This window comes from Nonomuraea sp. NPDC054003 (assembly GCF_055585125.1).
Genome location: NZ_JBVJKR010000003.1, coordinates 180609 through 200192, shown reverse-complemented (window position 1 = coordinate 200192; position 19584 = coordinate 180609). Strand labels below are relative to the sequence as shown.

The window sequence follows — 19584 nt, the reverse complement described above, 5'->3', positions numbered from 1 at the left end:
GAATCCCACCGTCACAATCGAAAAGGTTGTTGCAAGTTTAGCGCTCCCACCCTTGCTTATCGATGCAGGTGAACGCGAGGATTGCTCATGCTCTCCCTCCGCCACCAGGTCGCTCTCCTGGCGATCGGCGTCGTCCTCTTCCTCGACGTGCTGCGGGTGTTCCTCCCGTCGTTGATCACGCTGTTCGGGCGGGCCGGGTCGACGGCTCCGGAGCTGATGGGCCTCTACGCGGCCGCCTGGTTCGTGCTCCCGTTCCTGGCGCTGCGGCTGAAGCCGCGCTGGGCCGTGCTGGGCGGGGCGGTCGCGCTGGTGCTGGCCCGCGTGCTCCTGCAGGCCGGCGTCTCGCAGCTGTACGTGGCCTCGGCCGGGGTGAGCGCCGGCCTGGTCTTCCTGTACGGATGCGCGCGGACGACGACCCGGGCGGCGGCGCCCGCGGGGATCATCGGCGGAGTGGCCTGCTCGGTGCTCGGCCACCTGCTGCTCGACGGGGTGGACCTGATGTGGCGACCCGGGCTCCTGGCGTGGGCGGCGGTGCTGGGGCTGTGCGCCGCGTTCCTGGTGCTGACCCGTACAGCGGGCGCCGACCCGGCCCGCACGGATGCTGACACCCCAGCCCGCGCGGGAGGCGCCGACCCGGCTGGTGACACCTCAGCCCGGGCGGGTGGCGACGGCGGGCTCGCGCCTGCCGGGACCTGGTTCCTGGTCGGGCCGGTGCTGCTGCTCGCCGGGATGGCGGCCACCGGCTACGCGAAGGCGGCCGTCGGGCCGAGCGTGATCGGCTGGGACGCGCTCCTTCAGGTGGCGGCGCTGGTCGCGGCGACGGTGCTGGCGTCGCGGGTGTCGCACTCCCCCGCCTTCGACGCCGCCGCGGCCGTGCTGCTGGTGTGCTTCACGGTGTTGCTGCTGCTCCCGTCGTCCGGGTCCACGGGGCTGGGGCTGAGCGGCGCCATGGTGCTGCTGTGGACGGGCCCGGTGCTCGCCGCCTCGGCGCAACGGCCGGCGGGCGGGCGGCAGGGGGTCGCGGTGCTCGGCGGCGGGCTGGTGTTCCTGGTGGCGACCTTCGGCTACTACGCCTCGTACGACCTGGACCTGGGCATACCCAACCAGGTCTGGCCGGTCACGGTAGCGGTGCTGGCGGCGGTCGTGGCCGTATGGCCGGGGCGGCCCCGGCCGCTGGGTCCGCGGGTGCGGCGGCGGGTGTGGCCGGCCGTGGCGGTGGCGGGGGCGCTCATGGTGCTCGTCGCGGCCACGAGCTGGCGGCCCCCGCCCGCGAACCGCCCCCTGGGCGGAGACACGATCAAGCTGGTCGCCTACAACATCCGGATGGGGTTCGGCCTGGACGGACGGCTGTCTCTGGACGACATCGCCGCCTGGACCGCCGCCCAGAAGCCGGACGTGGTGCTGCTCAGCGAGGTGGACCGGGGCTGGCTGCTCAACGGCGGCCACGACGACCTGGCGAGGATCGCCCGCGGCCTGGGCATGCGCTACTACTTCGCCCCGGCCGCCGACAACGTGTGGGGCGACGCCCTGCTCACCAACCTGGTCGTACGCGGCATCCACTCCCATCGGCTGGGCGGGCACGACTACCCGACCGGCGCCCAGGCCCAGGCCATCGTGCTGGGCGTCGGGCCCGACGAGCTCGGCATCGTGAACACCCACCTGCAGGCCCCGGCCGGGCAGGCGCCCGAGGTCGCCGCCATGGTCAGGGCCCTGGCCGCCGGGAGGGACGCCGCCGAGGCGGGCCCGCGCTCGCGGGTGGGCAACAGCCCGATGAGGCCGGTGATCCTGGCCGGGGACCTGAACATCCGGCCCGGTGACCCGGAGATGCGGGTGCTGGAGGGGGCCGGGCTGTCGGACCCGCTGCTCGCGCTCGGCGACCCGCCCACCTCGCCCGCCGACGCCCCCACGGAGCGGATCGACCACGTGCTGATCAGCGACGGGCTGACCGCCGTATCCGCCGAGGCGCCGCGGGTACCGTTCTCTGATCATCTGCCCGTGGTGGCCACCTTGCGTCTAACCAGTGTTGACCAACAGGGATAATCGATAACATGCGCCTTTCTGCTCGCGTCGACTACGCCCTCCGCGCCGCCGCCGAACTCGCCGCGGCCGGTGCCGGCCCCACCACCGTGGGCGAGCTCGCCAAGGAGCAGGACATGCCGCCCAAGTACTTGGAGAACATCCTCCTGCAGATGCGCCGCGCCGGCCTGGTCCGCGGCCAGCGCGGTCCCGAGGGCGGCTATGTGCTGGCCCGCCCGCCGGCCGACATCTCGCTCGCCGACGTCATCAGGGCCGTCGACGGCCCGCTGGCCAACGTGCGGGGCGAGCGGCCCGAGCACGTCGGCTACCGGGGCCCGGCCGAGTCGCTGCAGCAGGTGTGGATCGCGCTGCGGGCGACCGAGCGCGGCATCCTCGAAGAGGTCACGCTGGAGCACGTCGCCTCCGGCCGCCTGCCCGACCGCGTCAGCCAGCTCGCCGCCGACCCCGCCGCCTGGGACTGACCGGCCCGCGGCGCCGCCGTCGGAGGCCCCGTACAGATACCCCGCTCAGGTCCCCGTACGGCTGACCGTGCTGGTGACCGCCGGTCGGCCCAGCCGGGCCGCCTGCCAGAAGAGCACCAGGGCGACGACCTCCACCAGGGCCGCGGCCGCCGGGAGCAGGCCCGGCCCGTGCCACTCCAGCACGACACCGCCCAGCGCGCCCCCGCCGGACACGCCCACGTACACCGCGCTGCTGTTGAGCGCCAGCGCCTGCGGCCCGGCGGGACCGGCCAGGGCCAGCAGGCGGACCTGGGCGGGCGGCGGGATCCACCACGACACCCCCGCCCAGAGCACGAGCAGCGGCAGGAGGGCGAGCAGGGCGAGCGGCCGCAGCCCCCACACGACCGTGAACGCGGCCATGACGGCGCCGAACCCGCAGATCCCCGCGATGAGCGCCCGGTCGGCCCCCCACCGGTCGCCGGCGCGCCCGCCGAGCTGCCCGCCCGCGAACCCGGCCGCCCCCGCCAGCACGAACACCCAGCCGACCTCGACGGGCCCGGCCCCCGCCAGCTCCCGCAGGAACGGGGCCAGGTACGTCATCACCATCATGCTGCCGAGCACGATCGCCACGATCCCCAGCAGTCCGGCGACCACCTGGGGCCGGGCCAGCGGCGCCAGCCGATCCCGCAGCGAGCCCTCGGCCGGTTCCGGCGCCACGTGCGGCAGCGTCCGGCGCACGGCCACGAGCGACACCAGGCCGAGCAGCGCGGCGAGCACGAACGTGGCCCGCCAGCCGAACGCGCCGCCCACCCAGGTGCCGATGGGCACGCCCAGCATCAGCGACCCGGTCAGCCCGCCCATGACCAGCGCCAGGTAGCGCCCCTGCCTCCCGGCCGGGGCCTGGGAGGCGGTGATGGCGTACGCGGCGGGCACGACGGCCGCCGCGGCCACCGCCGCCAGCACCCGCAGCCCCATCAGCACGGGGTAGGACGTGACCAGCGCCGCCGCCCCGTTGGCGGCGACGAACAGCAGCAGCGCCCCGGTCATCAGCCCGCGCCGCGGCCATGAGGCGGTCACCACGGACGCCACCGGCGCGGTCAGCGCGAACGCCAGCGAGAAGCCGGTCACCAGTTGCCCGCCCACCGCCTCGCTGACCCCGAGGTCGCGGGAGAGCGCGGGCAGCACCCCGGCGATCACGTAGTCGTCGGTGGCGAAGGTGAACATGGTGAACGTCAGTGCCGCCAGCCAGGCGGGCACTCGTTTGGACATGGGAACCCCAAAATTAAGGCAACAGTTGTTACCGAGGTAAGGTAACAGTCGTCACCTCAATGACGTCAAAGGGATTATCCGATGGCCAGGACCGCCGATCCCGCCCGCCGGGATGAACTCCTCGACCGCATCGTCGACTACCTGGCGGAGCGCGGCCTCTCGACGCTGTCCATGCGGCCGCTGGCCGAGCACCTGGGCAAGTCCACCCGCGTGCTGACCCACCACTTCGAGGACAAGGAAGAGCTGCTGTCGGCCACCATGCGACGTCTGGACGAGCGCCACCGGGCCTGGCTGCGCTCGCTGCCCGGCTGGGACGGCTCCGACAGCGTCGGCACGATCGTCCGCCGCACCTGGGAGTTCCAGCTGAGGGAGGACAACCTGCCGATCGCCCGGCTGATCCACGAGATCGAAGGGCTGGCGGCGGGCGGCCGGCTCACGGGTCTGGTGCCGGAACTGCTGGCGGACCGGTCGGCGTTCGTGGCGTCGCTGCTCCGCGATCGCGGCGTCCCCGAACGCGACGCGCTGCGCATCTCGACCCTGGTCAACTCCGCCTACACGGGCCTGCAGCTCGACGTCCTCACCACCGGCGAACGAGAGCGCGTCGACGAAGCCCTGCACCAGCTCGCCGACCTGGTCGACGAGTGGGTCGAGGCCGCCGCCCGCTGAGCGGCCGTCACGCCGCGCCCGGCCAGACGTGGCGATGGCGCGAGGAGTAGGTCTCGAGCCGCCCGTCCACCACCCAGTAGTGGTGGGAGACCGCGATCCGGGACGCGAGGTCGTACTCCTCGAAACCCAGGTGCTCCGGGGTCACGGTGAACGGGTGCACGGTCTGGCCGGGCGGGAGCCGTCGCAGCTCGGGAACGTAGACCTCGACGACGAAGCTCGATGCCGTGGACGCGGACGCCCCGCCTGCTGAGCGGCAGCGCGATACGGCCGCACCCGGTCCGGCCAGCTCGGCGAGGAAGTCGACCGCCGGGCCGTCCAGGCTTCCTAGACTGGACGCATGCCCGAAGGTGATGCCGTCTACCGCACCGCCGCGCGGCTGCGGGGGGCGCTCGACGGTCAGGTGCTGACCCGGTCGGAGTTCCGGGTGCCGCGCCACGCCACCGCCGACCTCACCGGCCGGACCGTGCTGGAGACCGTGTCACGGGGCAAGCACCTGCTCACCCGGGTCGAGGGCGGGCTCACCGTGCACACCCACCTGCGGATGGACGGCAGCTGGCAGGTCGCCCCGGCCGGCCGGAGCGTCCCCGGGGGCGACCGGGTGCGGCTGATCCTGGCCAACCGGCAGTGGCAGGCGGTCGGCATACGGCTGGGGATGGTGGACCTGCTGAGGACGGCCGACGAGGGCAAGGTCGTCGGGCATCTGGGCCCCGACCTGCTGGGCGACGACTGGGATCCGGCCGAGGCCGTGCGGCGGCTGAGCCGGGACCCGGACATGACCATCGGCGAGGCGCTGCTCGACCAGCGCAACCTGGCCGGGATCGGCACGATCTACCGCGCGGAGACGCTTTTCCTGCGCGGCGTATGGCCGTGGCGGAGGGTCGGGGACGTCGGGGACCTGGAAGGGCTCGTCACACTGGCTCAGAGGCTGCTGGCGGCCAACAGGCATCACGCGGGCACGGTGACCACGGGAGACCGCCGCCCGGCGCATCAGACCTGGGTCTACGGCAGGGCGGGAAGACCCTGTCGCCGCTGCGGGACCCGCATCAGCCGTGGCGAGATGGGGACAGGACCGCAGGAGCGGCTCATCATGTGGTGCGGCGGCTGTCAGCCGGGCTAGGCAGCCACCATGTCCTTGACTTCGGGGAAGACGGTGTCGGAAATCGATCCTGGGACCGAGTCGGGAACCGCGATGCGCTCGTGCTCGGGCGCGTCGGCCAGCACGGGAGCGGCCTGAAGCTCCGCCAGCGCGAACTGATCGGAGACCTCACGCAGGACCTGCGAGAGCGGAACCCCGAGCGCGCCGCAGATCGACGCGAGCAGCTCGGAGGACGCCTCTTTCTGGCCCCGCTCCACCTCGGACAGGTAGCCGAGTGAGACGCGCGCCAGCGTGGACACCTCTCGGAGTGTGCGTCCCTGCCGCACGCGCAACCGCCTCAGCACGTCTCCGAGCAGCTGACGCAGCAAAATCATCTGTCGCTCCCTCCCCGGAGTGGATGGCTTCACCACGCTCCGCGCGATCGAGTCGTGCCGCCCGTCTTTCTTCTTCGCTTCGTACATACTCCTCGCCGTCATTGCCGGGCGTCTCCGCCCCTGGCCCGCCGCTCGTGACTCATCAGGCCCGCCTGCCGGGCGCTCGCTGCTTGCAGTTGGCTCACGGACCTCACTCACAGCTCCACCGTACCCGCATCGACCGACACCGCGTCAGACCGTGCTTCGCATGTTCGCTGGGGACGTAACACGGTAATCATCCGGAATGTTCCCCTTTGTTGTCCTTAAGCACACTTGCTAGTAGATCAATAGCCTCGTCCATCGTCTCTACCCTGATACGTTCACGCGACCCCTTAAGGCTCAACCGTCGGCCCCACACCTGTCCGCCCGGTCCGCTCACCGCCGCGAAGACCGTGCCGACCGGCTGGCCGTCCTGCGGCTCCGGCCCTGCCACGCCCGTGACCGCCATCCCGTACGTGGCCTCGCACAAGCGCGCCACCCCGGCCGCCATCGCCGCGGCGACCTCCGGATGCACCGCCCCCTCGCGGCGCAGCAGATCCCCCGGCACGCCCAGCAGCCGTTGCTTCAGGTCGGTGGCATAGGAGATCACCCCGCCCTTGAAGACCCGGGACGACCCCGGCACCAGCGTGAACGTCGCCCCGATGAGCCCGCCGGTGAGCGACTCGGCCACGGCGACAGTGGCCTCCTGGCTCGCCAGCGACTCCAGCACCTGCGTGACCTCGGCCATGATCCTCACTCCCCGCGCGCACGCCTCGCCATCCCGCGCAACCTGATCGCGCGGAACACGTAATCGACCCCCGTCGCCACCGTGACCACGAGCGCCGCCCCCATCACCGTCTCCCGCAGCACCTCCGGCACCCACGGCACCAGGTAGAGCGCGATGGCGGCGATCTGCAGGACGGTCTTGACCTTGCCGCCGTAACTCGCCGGGATGACCGCCAGCCTGATCAGCACCAGCCGGAGCAGCGTGATGCCCAGCTCACGGCCGAGGATCACGATCGTGACCCACCACGGCAGCTCGCCCAGCAGCGACAGGCACACCAGCGCGGCCCCGGTCAGCGCCTTGTCGGCGATCGGGTCGGCGATCTTGCCGAAGTCGGTGATGAGGCCGTAGCGCCTGGCCAGCTCACCGTCGAGATGATCGGTGAACGACGCCACCGCGAAGACCGCCAGCGCGGCCAGCCGCCAGCCCATGCCCGGCAGGAACAGGCAGACGACGAAGAACGGGACGAGCGCCAGCCGCAGGACCGTGAGGACGTTGGCGATGTTCCACGGACTCACCGCGCGGCGCTCGTCTCTGGTCATGGACCGGCGGCCTTGATCCGAGCGATGAGGTCGACGCCCTCGGCGTCGACGACCATGGCGCGGACGAGCTCGCCCGGCACCAGGCCGATGCCCTGGACGGTGACCGATCCGTCGACCTCGGGACCCTGGTGGGCGGCCCTGCCCTCGTAGCCGCCGTCGCCGAGGTCCTCGTCGATGAGCACGTCGACCTCGGTGCCGATCCGGTCCTCGGCGCGCTGCGCCGTCAGCTCCTCGGCCAGCTCGGTGAGCACCCGCACGCGCTCGTCGACGACCTCCTGGGCCAGCTTGCCGTCGAAGCCCGCGGCTTCGGTGCCGTCTTCGTCGGAATAGCCGAACACGCCGATGACGTCGAGCCTGGCCGCCTCCAGGAAGGAGACGAGCTCGCCGAACTCCTCCTCGGTCTCGCCGGGGAAGCCGACGATGAAGTTGGAGCGCACTCCCGCCTCCGGCGCCCGCTCGCGGATGCTCTCCAGCAGGCCGAGGAAGCGCTCGGGATCGCCGAAGCGGCGCATCCGCCGCAGCACCCCGCCGCTGGCGTGCTGGAAGGACAGGTCGAAGTAGGCGGCGACGCCGTCGGTGCCGGCGATCACGTCGATCAGCCCCGGCCGCAGCTCGGCCGGCTGGAGGTAGCTAGCCCGCACCCGGGAGACGCCCTCGACGGCCGCCAGCCTCGGCAGCAGCTTCTCCAGCGCCCGCAGGTCGCCCAGATCCTTGCCGTAGGACGTGGAGTTCTCGCTCACCAGCACGAGCTCGCGCACGCCGCGGTGGGACAGCCAGTCGGCCTCGGCCACCAGCTCGTCGGGGTGGCGGGACACATAGGCGCCGCGGAAGGCCGGGATGGCGCAGAACGTGCAGCGCCGGTCGCAGCCCGAGGCGAGCTTGAGCGAGGCCACCGGGCTCTCGTCGAGCCGCTTGCGCAGCACCCGCGGGCCGCTCGCGGGCGCCAGCCCGTCGGGCAGGTCGCCGTGGCCGGGGATGGCGCCGCGGGGGGCGGCGGCCCGGTCGACCGGCGTGATGGGCAGCAGGAGGCGGCGGTCACGCGGCGTGTGCGGCGTGAGCGCGCGCCCGGCGAGCACGTCGTCGAGACGCCCGCCGATGTCGGTGTAGTCGTCGAAGGAGATGACCGCGCTGGCCTCGGGCAGCGCGTCGGCGAGCTCGTTGCCGTAGCGCTCGGCCATGCAGCCCGCGGCGACCACCTTGGCCCCCGAGTCTGCGGCGGCCAGCAGGGTGTCGATCGAGTCCTTCTTCGCCGACTCGATGAAGCCGCACGTGTTGACCACGACGACATCCGGGTCGTCGTCGTCGAGCTGCCAACCGGCAGCCTCGAGTCGCGCGGCCAGCTCCTCGGAGTCGACCTCGTTGCGGGCGCAGCCCAGCGTGATCAGCGATGCGGTTCGGCGGGATGACATGGTGACACTACGGTATCGGCAGTTGGCCACCACACGATGCAGGGGTTACCGAGCTGGTGGTTTCCCCGGGCCGAACGACCGGCGCACCTTCTCCCCCCGCTCCCCCACAGCTCCCAGGTTCTTGCCGTTGACCTGCACCGACACGGCTCCGGCGTCACCCACCTCGAAGTCGATCCGGCTCTGCGCCCGCCAGGTGGCGCTGCTGCCCGCCTTGAGGCTGCCGTCGAACAGCCGGCGTCCCTTGGCGTCGCGCACCGTCATGCGGGCCCGCCGCTTCGCCTCGACCGTGACCTCGACCGTGTTCTTGCCCGCCATGGCCACGGCGGACGGCCCCTCGGTGAACGGCGAGTTCGGCGGCACGGTGGCCGCCGGCCGCTCCCCGCGGGCGGTGCGGACCTGGTCGGACGCGCCGCCCAGGACCTTGACCACGCCGAACACGACCACCACGGACAGCGCGACCGCGAGCGCCGGGGCCCAGCCGGGCCCCCGCCGCTCGGACATCTTGATGATGCGGTCGGCCTGGAACACCGCCGCCGCCCGCACCGGCTGCGGCGCACCGCCGTGCAGCTGGTCGTAGTGGTGCACCACGGCCTCGGGATCGAGCCCCACGGCAGCCGCGATGGTCTTGACGTGCCCCCTGATGTAGAAATCGCTTCCGGACTCGGCGAACTCGTCACGCTCGAGCGCGTTGATGATCGCCTCTCGGATACGCGTGATCTTGCTCAGCTGCTCGACAGTCAACCCCGAAGACTGCCGAGCCGCCGCCAATATGGCTCCGATGCTCTGCTCCTGCACGACAACCGCCTCCCCACGACGGAGCGTAGTTGCTCCTATTCAAGCAGTAAGTGGCAGGGAAGTGGCCATTGGGGTCATTCGCCACGCAGGTCGGCTAGCAATCCGGGCAGATCATCTGGTTTCACCAGCACCTCGCGAGCCTTGGAACCCTCGCTGGGACCGACCACTTCGCGGCTCTCCAGCAGGTCCATCAGCCGCCCGGCCTTCGCGAAGCCGACGCGCAGCTTGCGCTGCAGCATCGAGGTCGAGCCGAACTGGGTGGTGACGATCAGCTCGGCGGCCTGGATGAGCAGGTCGAGGTCGTCGCCGATGTCCTCGTCGATCTCCTTCTTGGCGCCGGCCGCGACGGTCACGTCATTGCGGTACTCCACCTGCATCTGCTGCTTGCAGTGGTTGACGATCTCGGCGATCTCCTTCTCGGAGACGAACGCGTTCTGGATCCGGATCGGCTTGCTTGCCCCCATCGGCAGGAACAACGCGTCACCCTGGCCGACCAGCTTGTCGGCGCCCGGCTGGTCGAGGATGACCCGCGAGTCGGTCAGCGAGGACACCGCGAACGCCAGCCGGGACGGCACGTTGGCCTTGATCAGGCCGGTGACGACGTCCACGCTCGGCCGCTGGGTGGCGATGACCAGGTGGATGCCCGCCGCGCGGGCGAGCTGGGTGATGCGGACGATGGAGTCCTCCACGTCGCGCGGCGCCACCATCATCAGGTCGGCCAGCTCGTCCACGATCACCAGCAGGTACGGATAGGGCTGGTAGACGCGTTCGCTGCCGGGCTGCGGCACGAGCTTGCCGGCCCGCACCGCCTTGTTGAACTCGTCGATGTGGCGGAACCCGCTGGCCGCCAGGTCGTCGTAGCGGCGGTCCATCTCGCCCACCACCCATTCGAGGGCCTCGGCGGCCTTCTTCGGGTTGGTGATGATCGGGGTGATCAGGTGGGGGATGCCCTCGTACACGCTCAGCTCGACCCGCTTGGGGTCGACGAGCACCATGCGCACCTCGTCGGGGGTGGCGCGCATGAGGATCGAGGTGATCAGCCCGTTGACGCAGACGGACTTGCCCGCGCCGGTGGCGCCGGCGATGAGCAGGTGGGGCATCTTGGCCAGGTTGGCCACGATCGTGCGGCCCTCGACGTCCTTGCCCAGCCCGACGATCATCGGGTGGTGGTCGGCCTGCGCCACCTGGGCGCGGAGCACGTCGCCGAGCGCGACCAGGTCCTTGTCGGCGTTCGGGATCTCCACCCCGATCGCCGACTTGCCGGGGATCGGGGACAGGATCCGAACATCGGCCGATTTAACGGCATAGGCGATGTTCTTGGTCAGCGCGGTGACCTTCTCCACCTTCACCGCGGGCCCCAGCTCGATCTCGTAGCGGGTCACGGTCGGCCCTCGGGTGAACCCGATCACCTGGGCGTCGATGGTGAACTGCTCCAGCACGCTGGTCAGCGCGTTCACCACGACCGTGTTGGCCTTGGTCTGCGGCTTGGGCGCGGTGCCCTGCTTGAGATGCTGCAGGTCAGGCAGTTGGTACGGGCCCGCCTGCGGGGAGAGCACGAGCTGCTCGACCTTGCGCGGCGCCGGGGTGGGCTGCGGCGGCTCCGGCTGCTTGACCGGCGCCGGCGGCGGCTCCTCCTCGTCCATGAGCCCCGGGACGATCTCCGGCGAGTGGTCCTCGCGCTTCTCCTTCTCCGACAGGACGGGCGTGTCGTACGGTTTGACCGACTCCTCGCCCTCGGCGGCGGGCTTCTTCGGCCGCCCGCGCTTCTTCGGCTGCGGCGCGGGCCTGCCCTCCGGCGTCTGGCGCTCGAAGAGCATGTGGCGCAGCTCGGCCAGCCGCTCCGGGATGCGGTGGACGGGTGTGGCCGTGATCACCAGCACGCCGAACCCCGACAGGATCAGCAGCAGCGGGATCGTGATCCACGGCGGCAGGATGCTCATCGGCGGCGCCGACACGATGAACCCGATCATGCCGCCCGCCTGCGACACCTTCTCCATCGTGTTGTTCGCGTCGCCCGCGGGATAAGGGGTGCCGTTGGCGACGTGGATCACCCCGAGGACGCCGACGAGCAGCGCGCTCCACCCGATCACCATCCGGCCGGTGTCGGCGTTCTGGTCGGGGTGGCGCAGGTAACGCCAGGCCAGCAGGCCGAACAGCAGCGGCAGCGCCCACGCCAGCGAGCCGAACACGGCGTGCACGACGGTGTGGACGACCTCGGAGACGCCGCTCCTGGTGTCGCGCCAGGTCATCGCCGCCAGCACGATGGCGCCGGCGAGGACCGCCAGCCCCACGCCGTCGCGGCGGTGGACCGGGTCGAGCTCCCTGGCGTTCTTGCCCAGGGCGCGGGCGGTGCTGCCGATGCCGTTGGCGAGCAGCATCCACAGGCCGACGACCAGCTTGCCGATCATGGTGAAGACCCAGCTGATCGGGTCCTGATGGGTCATCGGGGGTTTACGGGCCGGCCCCGCCCCCTTCGCCCTGGGCCGCCCCGTGGACGCGGCGCCCCGTTTCGCGGGGGTCGAACGAGACGAGGGCGACCGCTTCGCCGGACCCTTCGATGCGCTTTTCGGCGTACGGGTGGCCATGTTGCCAAAGGTACGTCGGATACCCCCGAGAAAGCACCGGGACGCGCCGGGCCACCGCCGGATCGTGTCGAAAGACTTCCCCGGCGCCAGCCGGCTGGTGACCAACCTCGGCCTTCTTCCCAAGTGGAGGGAGCGCGGGCTCCCGGTCTGCCACCCTGAGAGTGACCGAACTGCCACATCGAGTGATGTTCTAGGACGCACAGTGGAGACGACCCGGGTGTCGAGCACCTCCTTCGACGGCACTCCCCATGCCCCGGCGGCGGCGCGACGGTTCGTCCGCCAGGTGCTCGGCGAGTGGAGCCTGAGCCATCTGGCGGAGGACGCCGTGCTGCTGACCAGCGAACTCGTCACCAACGCGGTGGTGCACGCCGGCACCGGCGTCGAGCTGACCTGCCGGTTGGACGCCGAGGCGGTGCCGCCCAAACTCGAGATCGAGGTCGACGACCAGCAGCCCGGCCGGACCGTCCTGGACGTGCCGCCTCCCGCCGAGGAGATGGCCACCTCCGGGCGTGGCCTGGCGCTGGCGGGCATGCTCGCCGACGCCTGGGGCGTCACGTACACCAGGAGCGCGAAGCGGGTCTGGGTGCGGATGGAGCTCGCCGACGCCCAGGAGCCGTGCCCGCCCTCGATCCCGGCGCCGCGCGAGCCCGTGGACGCGCTGCGGGTGGCGGTGCTGGTCGCCGACGCGGGTGGGCGGGTGATCTCGTGGAACGCCGACGCCGAGGCCCTGCTCGGCTGGACGGCGCGGCAGGCGGCGGGCCGGCCGCTGGAGGACCTGGTCGACTGGGACGGTCACGGCCCCGACGCGCCGGCCCTGTCCGACGCGCTCGCGCTGGGCCGCTGGCGCGGGGAGTCGCGGATGCGCCACCGCGACGGGCGGCTGGTCCCCGTCTACGTCTCCCACCTGCGCACCGGGGGCAGGCCGGAGCACCGGAGGGCGATCTGGATGGTGGTGGGCGGCGACCACGGGTTCGTGCTGGCCTCGCCGCCCTCACCCGCCAGGCGGGAGGCCGGCCGGCGCATCAAGGACCTGCTCGACCGCGACCGCCCGCTCGCCGAGCTGCTCGACACGATCGCGCGGATCGTCCAGCTTTCCAGCGCCGGCGACGCCGCGTACGTGCTGCTGCGCGCCGACTCCGGCAACAGGTTCGGGGTGGCGGCGGGGGCGGGTGAGGCGGCGGGGCTGGTGGGCGTGGTCGCGGCGGGCGTGTTCGCCCCCGACCGGCGCGCGCCGGCGGTCGTGGACGACCTGCTCGCCGCCGACGTCGAGCTGGCCCAGCGGCTGCGGGCCAGGTCGCTGGCGTGCGCGCCGCTGGTGGTGGCGGGCGAGGTGATCGGCCACCTGGCGGTGACCGCCGCCGAGCCGGGGCGGTTCGACCAGGACCTGGCCGCGAGCCTGCGGCACATCGCCGACCAGGTGGCCGGCACCGTGCAGCGGGAGCGGCTGGCCGAGCAGGACCGGGCGCACCGGGGTCGGCTGTCGTTCCTCGCCGAGGCGGGCGAGCTGCTCGCGGGCGTGCACGACGAGGAGCTGCTCGCGGCGCTGGCCGCGCAGCTCGTGGTGCCCAAGATCGCCACCTGGGCGGCGGTCTACCTGACCGACCTGGCGGGCATGACGCGGCTGGCGCACGTGTGGCACCGGGAGGAGCGGCACAACGCCGAGCTGCGCACGTCGCTGCCCGCCCTCCCGCGCACGCCGCTGAGCGAGGTCACCTGGCCGGTCGGCCGCGGGAACGTGCTGTCGTTCCCGCTGCTGACCCAGGGCAGGGCCCACGGCGCGCTGGTGATCGGCCGGAGCGAGCCGACGCTGCCGCTGGAGCTGGCCGAGCTGCTGGCCGACCTGTGCCGCCTGATCGCGCTCAACCTGCACACCGCGATGCTCTACACCCGCCAGGCCACCACCTCCAAGGCGCTGCAGCGCAACCTGCTGCCGGTGCGGATGGCGCCGATGCCCGGCCTGGAGTCCGCGGTCGTGTACGAGCCGGCCGAGGAGGGCGCGCACGTCGGCGGCGACTTCTACGACCTGTTCACCGTGGCCGACCACTGGTGCTTCGCCCTCGGCGACGTCTGCGGCAGCGGGCCGGAGGCGGCCGCCGTCACCGGGCTCGCCAGGCACGCCGTGCGGCTGCTCGCGAAGGAGAACTACACCGTGGCCGACATCCTGGACCGGCTCAACCGGACGCTGCTGGAGGAGGACGAGGAGGGCCGGTTTCTCAGCCTGCTGTGCGGGGAGCTGACGCCGCTGCCGCAGGGCGGGGCGCGGTGCACGATCGCCTCGGCCGGGCACGTGCCGCCGCTGCTGCTGCACACCGACGGCGAGGTGGAGCAGGTGGCCTCGCCGCAGCTGCTGCTCGGCGTCGAGCACGGCGTGCGGTTCTTCGTGGAGTCATTCGAGCTCGCGCCCGAGGAGGTGCTGCTGTGCGTCACCGACGGGGTGACCGAGCGGCGCGACGGCAAGCGGCTGCTCGACGACGACGACGGGCTGTCCAGGCTGCTGTCGGGCTGCACCGGGCTGAGCGCCCACGCCGTCGCCGAGCGGGTGCGGCAGGCGGTCCACTCCTTCGCCGGCGCCCCGTCGAGGGACGACGTGGCGCTGCTGGTGCTGCGGGCTACGCCGGCTCTCCCCTGATCAACCCGGGAAGCGGTAGGTGGTGGTGGAGGCGCGGACCTCGCCGGGGCGCAGCACGGTCGAGGGGAACGCCGGCTGGTTGGGCGAGTCGGGGAAGTGCTGCGTCTCCAGGCAGAACCCGGCGTGCGGGCCGTATGGAGTGGCGTCGCCGTCGAGCATGCCGCCCGCGTAGAACTGGACGCCGGGCTCGGTGGTGGTGACCTCCATGGTGCGTCCGCTGCCCGGCTCGGTCACGGTGATGTCGCCGTTCAGGACGAAGCAGTGGTCGTAGGCGCCGTCGAAGCGCTCGCCGATCGCGTGGGGGGTGGTGAAGTCGAACACGGTGCCCTTGACCGGGGCCGCCTCGCCGGTGGGGATCTTGTCGCCGTCGACGGGCAGGTAGTGGTCGGCCGCCATGCGGACCACGTGGCCGAGCACGTCGCCGCCGCCGGCCAGGTTGAAGTAGGAGTGGTTGGTCAGGTTGACCACGGTGGGCGCGTCGGTCTCGGTGGTGTAGTCGATGCGCAGCGCGTCGCCGTCGAGCGTGTAGGTGACGGAGGCGGTGAGCGTGCCGGGGTAGCCCTGGTCGCCGTCGGGGCTGACGAGCGCGAGCGTGATGGCCGAGCCGGTGACGTCGCGGATCGTCCAGACCTTGCTGTCGAAGCCCTCGGTGCCGCCGTGGAGGCTGTTGGGCCCGTTGTTGACGGGCAGGTGGTACTCGACGCCGTCGAGCGTGAAGCGGCCGCCCGCGATGCGGTTGCCGTAGCGGCCGACCACGGCGCCGAAGTAGCGGCTGCGGGTCAGGTAGTCGTCCAGGGTCGGCAGGCCGAGCACCACGTTGACGCCGTCGACCTCAAGCGTTTGCAGGATGGCCCCGTACGAGAGCACCGCCGCGCGCAGGCGCCCCGAGGTCAGTTCGTGGCGCTCGACGCGCTCCCCCGAGGGCAGCGTTCCGAAGTTCATGTGTGGGCCTCTCCCGTAGATTCGCGGACGATCAGGCTCGTCTCCAGCACGGTGACGCCGCTGGTGGCCTCGGAGTCGACCGAGCCGAGCAGCAGGTCGACAGCGATGCGGCCGGCGGCGGCGGTGGGCATCGCGATGGTGGTCAGCTTGGGGCGGCTCAGACGGCCGGGCACGATGTCGTCGACGCCGATCACGCTGATCTCCCCGGGCACGTCGACCCCCCGCTCGGCCAGCCCTTCGATCAAGCCTATGGCGACCAGGTCGTTGTAGGCGAGCACCCCGGTGGCGCCGGAGGCGATCACGTCGGTGACGGCGGCCAGGCCGCCGAGCTCGGTGGGCGGGTTGGGGCCGAGGAAGGTGACGTCGGCCTCGCTCATGGCGGCGGCGGCCGCCTGCATCTCCTTGCTGGTCCACGACCCGCTGGGCCCGGTCACCAGGGCGAGCCTGCGGTGGCCGAGGCCGGTGAGGTGCTCGACGGCGAGCCTGACCCCGCGGCCGACGTCCATGAGCACCGTCGGCATGCCTTTGACCCTGCGGTTCACCACGACGAACGGCACCTCTTCGCGCAGCCGCTCGATCGTCTTGTTGGTCAGCCGGGGGCTGCACAGCAGCACGCCGTCGACCTGCTTGGTGAGGGTCTGGATCAGCTCCTCCTCGACCTGCGGGTCCTCGTCGGTGTCGGCCACGAACACGTGGTAGTCGCGGAGCCTGGCCTGCGCCTGGGCCGCTTTGATGAGCGGCGGGAAGAACGGGTTGGCGATGTCGGCCACGATCAGGCCGATGTTGTGGGTGCGCCCCGTGGTCAGCGCGCGGGCGGCCCGGTTGGGCCGGTAGCCGAGATCCTCGGCGACGGCGAGCACGCGGGTGCGCGTGACTGGGTTGACCAGATGGGGGGCGGAGAAGGCGCGCGACACCGTGGAGACGTGTACGCCTGATGCCTCCGCCACGTCACGAATGGTCACCGCCACGCTGGGCCTCCGAGCATGCCAAGTACATTAATGCAAGCGCTTGTATCGCTGTCAACGGGCCTCTTTCGCGAGGGCCGAGCGCCGAAAACTCATGCTACCGCGCATGAGGCCAGCGGCGACACCGCAGGCTGAGACGAGTCGGCTTGACGTTCTGCCGACGGCACCTCAATACTTTTTGCAACCGGTTGCGGTAATGACCCCTGCGGAAGGGTGAACGAGCGATGACACGAACACTGGTGACGGGCAGCGCCGGAAGGCTGGGGCGAAGCCTGGTCACCTCGCTGGCGCAGGCGGGTCACGAAGTGATCGGCGTCGACGTCACCGCCGGCACCCCGGACGGCGCGGCGGCCACCCTCCCGGCCGACCTCACCGACCTGGGCGAGGCGTACGACGTGATGGCGCGGTTCCGGCCCGACGTCGTGGTCCACCTGGCGGCCATCGCGACCCCGTTCAGCCGGACCGAGGGCGTGATCTTCCGCACCAACACGCAACTTGCGTTCAACGTGTGCGAGGCGGCGAGCAACGCGGGCGTGGGCCGGGTAGTGGTGGCCAGCAGTCCCACGGTGATCGGTTACGGGTCGCCTTCCGGCTGGGCTCCGAGCTATCTGCCGATCGACGAGGACCACCCGACGTCGCCGTGGAACGCCTACAACCTGTCCAAAGTGGTCGCCGAGCAGACGATGGCGTCGTTCGCGCGCAGCTCGCGGACGCGGTTCGCGGCGGTGCGGCCGTGCTTCGTGGTGGCGCCCGAGGAGTGGGCGGGGGCGCCCACCCAGTCGGGCCACACGATCCTGGAGCGCCTGGACCTGCCGGAGATCGCCGGTGTCTCGCTGTTCAACTACATCGACGCCAGGGACGCCTCCGACATGATCGCCACCCTCATCGAGCGGCTGCCCGGCCTGCCCAGCGGCGAGGTGTTCTTCGCCGGCGCGGCCGACGCGCTGGCCCGCCGCCCCCTCGCGGAGCTGCTCCCCGCCGTGATGCCCGGCACGAGCGAGCACGCGCCCGCGCTCACCGACACCCTTCCCGCGTTCACCTCGGCCAAGGCCGAGCGCATGCTCGGCTGGACCGCCAAGCGCAGCTGGCGCACCGAACTGGAGATCTGATGAACCTCAGCGGAGTCCTCTTCTTCCCCATCACCCCCTTCACCCTGTCAGGCAAGCTCGCCGAGGAGGTGCTGGCCGAGCACATCGGACGGGGGCTCGACCACGGACCTGGCGGAGTGTTCGCGGCGTGCGGCACCGGCGAGTTCTCCTCCCTGTCGGAGGCCGAGCACGCCGCCGTCGTCCGGGTCGCCGTCGAGACGGCGGCCGGCCGGGCGCCGGTGTTCGCCGGCGCGGGCGGGCCGCTCGGCGCCGCGCTCGCGCAGGCCGGAGCGGCGCGCGAGGCGGGCGCGGACGGCCTGCTGCTGATGCCGCCCTACCTGGCCAAGGGCACCTCGGACGGGTTCGTCGCGTACGTGCGGGAGATCGCGGCGATCCTGCCGGTGATCATCTACCAGCGCGGCTCGGTGGTGCTCACCCCCGAGCAGGTGGTCGAGCTGGCCCGGGTGCCCGGCGTGGTCGGGCTGAAGGACGGCCTGGGCGACATCGACCTCATCCAGCGCTCGATGCTGGCCGTGCGCAAGGAGGTGGGCGACGGCTTCACGTTCTTCAACGGCCTGCCGACGGCCGAGCTGACCATGGGCGCCTACCGGGGCCTCGGCGTCGAGCTGTACTCCTCGGCGGTCTTCGCCTTCGCGCCCGACATCGCGACCGCGTACCTGAACGGCGAGCACCGGCTGCTGACCGAGTTCTACGAGCCGCTCGTCCGGCTGCGCTCGAAGGTGCCCGGGTACGCGGTCGCACTGGTCAAGGCCGGGGTGCGGCTGGGCGGCCTGGACGTGGGGCCGGTCCGGCCGCCGCTGGTCGACGCCGCGCCCGAGGACGTGGCCGAGCTGGAGTCGCTGATCAAGCACGGACGCTCGCTGATCGGCACGCCGTGATCCGCGACCTCACGGTCACCCCGCGCACGGTCGCGCTGCGCCGTCCGTGGGGGCCCGACGTGCCCGCCAACCACGTCCTGGTCGTCGAGGTGACGCTCGCCGACGGGCGAGTGGGCACCGGGTTCTCCTGGACTCCGCAGATCGGCGCGCACGCGGTGCGGGCGCTGCTGGAGCACGACATCCGCGACGCGCTGATCGGCCTGGACCCGCACCCCGAGGTGGTGTGGGACCGGCTCTGGCGGCACCTGCGCGAGGCCGGGCCCGGCGGGATCACCACGATCGCGCTGGCCGGGGTCGACCTGGCGCTGTGGGACCTGCGCTGCGGCGAGCGCGGCCTGGTGGACGTGCTGGGCCGGCGCAGGGAGTCCGTCCCGGTGTACGGGAGCGGGGTGAACCTGCACTACCCGCTGGACGAGCTGGTGGCGCAGGCGGGCCGGTGGAAGGCCGCCGGCTACCCCGCCGTCAAGATCAAGGTCGGCCGGCCGGACGTGCGCGAGGACGTGGCGCGGGTGGCCGCCGTCCGCGAGGTGATCGGCCCGGACACACTGCTGATGGTGGACGCCAACCAGCGCTGGGACCTGCACACCGCCCGGCGCGCCGCCGACGCGCTGGCCCCGTACGGCCTGCACTGGCTGGAGGAGCCGCTGCCGGCCGACGACGTGGCGGCGCACGTGGAGCTGCGCCGGTCGGCGCACGTGCCGATCGCGGTCGGCGAGAACGTCTACACGGTCTACGGCTTCCGCGACCTGCTGGCCGCCGGGGCCTGCGACGTCGTGCAGCCGAACGTGGTGAGGGTCGGCGGCATCACCCCGTTCCTGCGCATCGCCGAGCTGGCCCGCGCCTTCGACGTGCCGGTCTACCCGCACCTGCTGCCGGACCTGTCGGGGCAGCTGGCGCTCTCGCTGCCGCTGCCGTCCATGGCCGAGGACGTCGAGGACGCCTCGTTCGCCGCGCTGGGGCTGCTCGCCGAGCCGTACCCTGTCCGGGTGGACGGCGCGGAGCTGCGCGCCGGCGAGCACCGGGGCCTCGGCCTCCGCTGGAGGTGA

The 19584-nt window shown here is 72.1% G+C and carries 18 protein-coding genes; 8 read left to right on the top strand and 10 right to left on the bottom strand.

The window, feature by feature from the left end:
• Nucleotides 1–87 precede the first annotated feature (87 nt).
• The gene (locus ACZ6YG_RS08535; RefSeq protein WP_466017564.1) at nt 88–2040 is read left to right on the top strand and encodes an endonuclease/exonuclease/phosphatase family protein; all 1953 of its coding nucleotides are present in this window, start codon (nt 88–90) and stop codon (nt 2038–2040) included.
• Nucleotides 2041–2048: 8 nt separating this feature from the next.
• Complete coding sequence (locus ACZ6YG_RS08530; protein ID WP_148033555.1) at nt 2049–2498, top strand: RrF2 family transcriptional regulator; 450 nt, start codon at nt 2049–2051, stop codon at nt 2496–2498.
• 45 nt (nt 2499–2543) lie between these two features.
• Here ACZ6YG_RS08530 and ACZ6YG_RS08525 read toward each other — a convergent pair whose 3' ends face one another.
• Nucleotides 2544–3746 (bottom strand): MFS transporter, encoded by a 1203-nt coding sequence (locus ACZ6YG_RS08525; RefSeq protein WP_466017563.1) that lies wholly within the window; start codon nt 3744–3746, stop codon nt 2544–2546.
• 81 nt (nt 3747–3827) lie between these two features.
• Here ACZ6YG_RS08525 and ACZ6YG_RS08520 point away from each other — a divergent pair, with 81 nt between their 5' ends.
• Nucleotides 3828–4412, top strand: coding sequence for a TetR/AcrR family transcriptional regulator (locus tag ACZ6YG_RS08520; RefSeq protein WP_364228220.1), 585 nt, complete (start codon nt 3828–3830; stop codon nt 4410–4412).
• Between the two features lie 7 nt (nt 4413–4419).
• Here ACZ6YG_RS08520 and ACZ6YG_RS08515 read toward each other — a convergent pair whose 3' ends face one another.
• Entirely contained in the window at nt 4420–4557 is a 138-nt protein-coding gene (locus ACZ6YG_RS08515) for a hypothetical protein (protein WP_271278667.1), read from the bottom strand.
• Nucleotides 4558–4749: 192 nt separating this feature from the next.
• Between ACZ6YG_RS08515 and ACZ6YG_RS08510 the strand changes: the two genes are divergently transcribed.
• Nucleotides 4750–5529 carry a DNA-formamidopyrimidine glycosylase family protein gene (locus tag ACZ6YG_RS08510; protein ID WP_466017562.1) on the top strand — a complete coding sequence of 260 codons (780 nt, stop codon included), beginning with the start codon at nt 4750–4752 and terminating at the stop codon, nt 5527–5529.
• On the opposite strand, the gene ACZ6YG_RS08505 is transcribed toward ACZ6YG_RS08510, so the two are convergent.
• The 6 genes from ACZ6YG_RS08505 to ACZ6YG_RS08480 all read right to left on the bottom strand — a co-directional run bounded on the left by ACZ6YG_RS08505 (nt 5526) and on the right by ACZ6YG_RS08480 (nt 12015).
• Nucleotides 5526–5882 carry a helix-turn-helix domain-containing protein gene (locus ACZ6YG_RS08505; protein ID WP_148034847.1) on the bottom strand — a complete coding sequence of 119 codons (357 nt, stop codon included), beginning with the start codon at nt 5880–5882 and terminating at the stop codon, nt 5526–5528. The two genes, ACZ6YG_RS08510 and ACZ6YG_RS08505, sit on opposite strands and share 4 nt — an antisense overlap.
• Before the next feature lie 274 nt (nt 5883–6156).
• On the bottom strand, nt 6157–6648 hold the full coding sequence (locus ACZ6YG_RS08500) for a CinA family protein (protein WP_466017561.1): 492 nt from the start codon (nt 6646–6648) through the stop codon (nt 6157–6159).
• A gap of 5 nt (nt 6649–6653) precedes the next feature.
• On the bottom strand, nt 6654–7226 hold the full coding sequence (gene pgsA / locus ACZ6YG_RS08495) for a CDP-diacylglycerol--glycerol-3-phosphate 3-phosphatidyltransferase (RefSeq protein WP_466017560.1): 573 nt from the start codon (nt 7224–7226) through the stop codon (nt 6654–6656).
• On the bottom strand, nt 7223–8635 hold the full coding sequence (gene rimO / locus ACZ6YG_RS08490) for a 30S ribosomal protein S12 methylthiotransferase RimO (RefSeq protein ID WP_148033562.1): 1413 nt from the start codon (nt 8633–8635) through the stop codon (nt 7223–7225). The genes pgsA and rimO overlap by 4 nt, the downstream gene beginning before the upstream one ends.
• A 45-nt stretch (nt 8636–8680) precedes the next feature.
• Nucleotides 8681–9430, bottom strand: a complete 750-nt coding sequence (locus ACZ6YG_RS08485; RefSeq protein WP_261808763.1) for a helix-turn-helix domain-containing protein — start codon at nt 9428–9430, stop codon at nt 8681–8683.
• 74 nt (nt 9431–9504) lie between these two features.
• Nucleotides 9505–12015, bottom strand: a complete 2511-nt coding sequence (locus ACZ6YG_RS08480; RefSeq protein WP_219544176.1) for an FtsK/SpoIIIE family DNA translocase — start codon at nt 12013–12015, stop codon at nt 9505–9507.
• A gap of 202 nt (nt 12016–12217) precedes the next feature.
• Here ACZ6YG_RS08480 and ACZ6YG_RS08475 point away from each other — a divergent pair, with 202 nt between their 5' ends.
• A complete protein-coding gene (locus ACZ6YG_RS08475) occupies nt 12218–14644 on the top strand; it encodes a SpoIIE family protein phosphatase (protein WP_187281329.1) in 2427 nt (808 codons plus the stop codon).
• Here ACZ6YG_RS08475 and ACZ6YG_RS08470 read toward each other — a convergent pair whose 3' ends face one another.
• Entirely contained in the window at nt 14645–15586 is a 942-nt protein-coding gene (locus tag ACZ6YG_RS08470; RefSeq protein WP_148033566.1) for an aldose epimerase family protein, read from the bottom strand.
• Entirely contained in the window at nt 15583–16554 is a 972-nt protein-coding gene (locus ACZ6YG_RS08465) for a LacI family DNA-binding transcriptional regulator (RefSeq protein WP_148033567.1), read from the bottom strand. The genes ACZ6YG_RS08470 and ACZ6YG_RS08465 overlap by 4 nt, the downstream gene beginning before the upstream one ends.
• 221 nt (nt 16555–16775) lie before the next feature.
• Between ACZ6YG_RS08465 and ACZ6YG_RS08460 the strand changes: the two genes are divergently transcribed.
• Genes ACZ6YG_RS08460 through ACZ6YG_RS08450 form a run of 3 tightly spaced genes read left to right on the top strand, consistent with a single transcriptional unit; the run spans nt 16776 to nt 19584 of the window.
• Nucleotides 16776–17660, top strand: coding sequence for an NAD-dependent epimerase/dehydratase family protein (locus ACZ6YG_RS08460; RefSeq protein WP_466017559.1), 885 nt, complete (start codon nt 16776–16778; stop codon nt 17658–17660).
• Complete coding sequence (locus ACZ6YG_RS08455; protein ID WP_148033569.1) at nt 17660–18538, top strand: 5-dehydro-4-deoxyglucarate dehydratase; 879 nt, start codon at nt 17660–17662, stop codon at nt 18536–18538. Before ACZ6YG_RS08460 ends, ACZ6YG_RS08455 begins: the two co-directional genes overlap by 1 nt.
• Nucleotides 18538–19584 (top strand): mandelate racemase/muconate lactonizing enzyme family protein, encoded by a 1047-nt coding sequence (locus ACZ6YG_RS08450; RefSeq protein ID WP_372452413.1) that lies wholly within the window; start codon nt 18538–18540, stop codon nt 19582–19584. The genes ACZ6YG_RS08455 and ACZ6YG_RS08450 overlap by 1 nt, the downstream gene beginning before the upstream one ends.